Annotated in this window: 2 protein-coding genes; one reads left to right on the top strand and one right to left on the bottom strand. The window is 35.7% G+C overall.

The features are described from left to right. A partial coding sequence (locus V6940_RS22605) for a hypothetical protein (protein WP_333497407.1) occupies positions 1 to 1,407 on the top strand: 1,407 nt, incomplete at its 5' end. Positions 1,408 to 1,454: 47 nt separating this feature from the next. Here the strand turns inward: V6940_RS22605 and V6940_RS22600 are convergent. Next, positions 1,455 to 2,537 carry an acyltransferase family protein gene (locus V6940_RS22600; RefSeq protein WP_023281007.1) on the bottom strand — a complete coding sequence of 361 codons (1,083 nt, stop codon included), beginning with the start codon at positions 2,535 to 2,537 and terminating at the stop codon, positions 1,455 to 1,457. Between the last annotated feature and the right edge of the window lie 227 nt (positions 2,538 to 2,764).

Raw genomic sequence — 2,764 nt, 5'->3', positions numbered from 1 at the left:
CAAGTTGATCTTGTTATCGAGCATTGTTATTTTAAAGATTGCACTGTTGAGATGCACTATGGATGTTACAATTCTCGATTTATTCACAACGACTACGTTATTACAACAAAAGATCATTTAGATAATGATCAGCCAAGAATCAGCTTTAGCATACAAAGCTCAGTAGCTGAAATAGCGCACAATAAAATATCTTCCACAGGCGTTGGTGACTCTGATATAGCAATATATAAGCAGATCGCTTATGCGAATGTTCATGATAACCAGATATCATCACCAATAATTGGTAATTCATGGTACACACTAGATCACTGGAGTATATACTTTCATAGCGCGGTTTATCACTGTCAAGCGCACAACAACAATACATCATCACAAACAGGAATAGGTGCTTTTGCTTTTTGCGATGACATTCAAATATCAAATAACTTAATAAAATGTAATATACTAATATCAGCATTCTCTAACACAGTGCTTTATCTTGATAATTCGGTAATATCAGAAGGTTCATCATCATTTATTGGAAATACAAGGCTAGTGGTTAGAGGGGGGCAGTGGCAGATTAGAGAAGATGGACAGCGATTTGGGCTTCAACTATCTCCGGGGGCAAAGCCGTTTAATGCTTCTGGATTTAAAGTAATTGATTCTTCAGTTTTATCAGTTGATGGGGTATATTTTTACAGCACAAGCAAAAACCCATACTTGAACCCAAAAACATTGATGACGGTACCGACTCCGGGCTCCGATACTGTATTCCCAGTAAATGGGGCGCACCTCGCCAATCAGTCAGCTGGATTAAGCTTGTTCAACGTTAAACTCGATTTCATTGAGGTTAAAAACTGCACATTCCAAAACCTTAACTACGGAATAAATATATACCGAAGTAATAGCGGGTTGGGGCAGGTAAGGGTTGAGTTCGCTAACAATGATTTTAATTGTGATGCTGGAATATGCTTGAGGGGGACAGCAGGATTTAGACATTACTCTGGGTATATCTCAGATAATACCTTTGGCGTTGATTGCCTGTATGGCGTTATAAATGCAAACATCCAAGGTGTTGGGATTATTAACTGTAAGTTTATGTCATTCGGCGGTAGTGGGGTTCTTGTTGCCTCTGCATCAAACACGGCGCTACAGTGCGTAATGTCAACAAACTGCTCATTCGACGGCTCTTCTGGTAGTGGGTTTAAATATTATGATTTCAATGGAAATATAGGAAGCTATTCATTATCTCCAACGCAGTCCGGTTGTAACTTTTTACCTCATGGAATATGGTTCTATCAGCCATCAGAAAATATATTGACATCATCCGGAACAGGTTTTGAGTATTGCAACGCTACATATTATAACGGGTCGTCTTTTATTGGTGGGATAATTAAGAAACAAAATACAATAACGACAATACCATAATCAATTGGATGGTTGTAGGATTGCAACCATCCTCTTATTAAATAACGTTACTCCGTAACTGCTTTAAGTTTATTTCTCTTTGCAAGTTTCATGAAAGGCGCTTCAATGTATTTATTTGTAATGTGCGAAACACATATAGTTGAAATGAGCGCTAAGAGAATAAAAATATTATTAAATATAACATTCCCAAAGTCTATTATTCTTGAACTCCCCTCGTAGTGGCTGAAGTTCAATCCTAAAACCTTACCTATTATTATAGATATGAGTACGAAAAAATATAGAACAATGGAGTGAGACAAGTATATTGAGTAAGATAATTTACCAAGGTACTTCATAAATCTATTAATGATAACTTTCGAAATAACACCAGAATCATGGCTGAATATTATTATCGTGATGAAAAATGAAATTGAAACTCCAATGAACTTAAAACTGTATTCTTGAGTCACCGCAAAATAACAGGCTATAATCATGGGTATTTCCATGTATGGCATCTTTTTTATATAGTCTTTAATATAAAAAGCTAATGCGCCCAATGGGATGCAAATCATACCTCTCATTACATCGTTTGGATATGATTCCCTATGGTTAATAATTGCAATTGACAATGATGCAAGCAAAAATATCACTGTAGATGCTTTAAAATATCTGTGAGATATCAACACCCATAAAACAATATACATGTAAAATTCAATGCTAATGCTCCACGATGGGTATAAGAACCCATTACTTTTAACCCATGGAAGCCATGCCTGTGTTAGTGTGTAATAATATGGTATGAACTCAGGAGAGGAACCTCCAGTGAATGGGCTTGCTCCAAATTCTATTCCTAGCTTTGTGTTTGCAATATACTTTAATGATTCATTTACTACAGACACAGTCATTAAAACAAAAAACAAAGGATATATTCTAAAAAAACGAGTTGTTATGTAATTTTTGAAAGTTGTAGAAGTATTCGTATACTTCATTGCAATAACAAAACCGCTAAGTATAAAGAAAAAATCTACAAATGCATATGCATTTCTAGATATCGGTAGTTCCGTCACGGTCCCAGATACTCGTATGTGTATAAACATCACTAGGATTGCACAAATACCTCTAAAAATATCTAAAGATTCGATTCTTTTCATTTTTCAATACCAAATTATTGTAATTAAAGGTGATAAGTTCTGGTCACCAAGAAACACGTTTAAGTTTTATGCTATTAAAATTACCGTGCCAATACCAATTATCTATGTAGGCGTGGTAGCCAGCTGAATGTTAAGGAAACAAACCCTATTAGTGTAGCACCTGAAAAACATTTGATCAGCCATTGATCGCATGAAGCCTTCACTTGCATGGGTAACATCTGTGCTAT

The sequence above is a fragment of the Kluyvera sp. CHPC 1.251 genome (genome assembly GCF_036759945.1).
Lineage (GTDB): Bacteria > Pseudomonadota > Gammaproteobacteria > Enterobacterales > Enterobacteriaceae > Kluyvera > Kluyvera sichuanensis.
This window is presented reverse-complemented; position numbering and strand designations above follow the sequence as displayed.

What these genes read in the sequence shown, in the direction of transcription:
- V6940_RS22600 (WP_023281007.1), bottom strand. Translation starts at nt 2,537, where the DNA reads ATGAAAAGAATCGAATCTTTAGATATTTTTAGAGGTATTTGTGCAATC.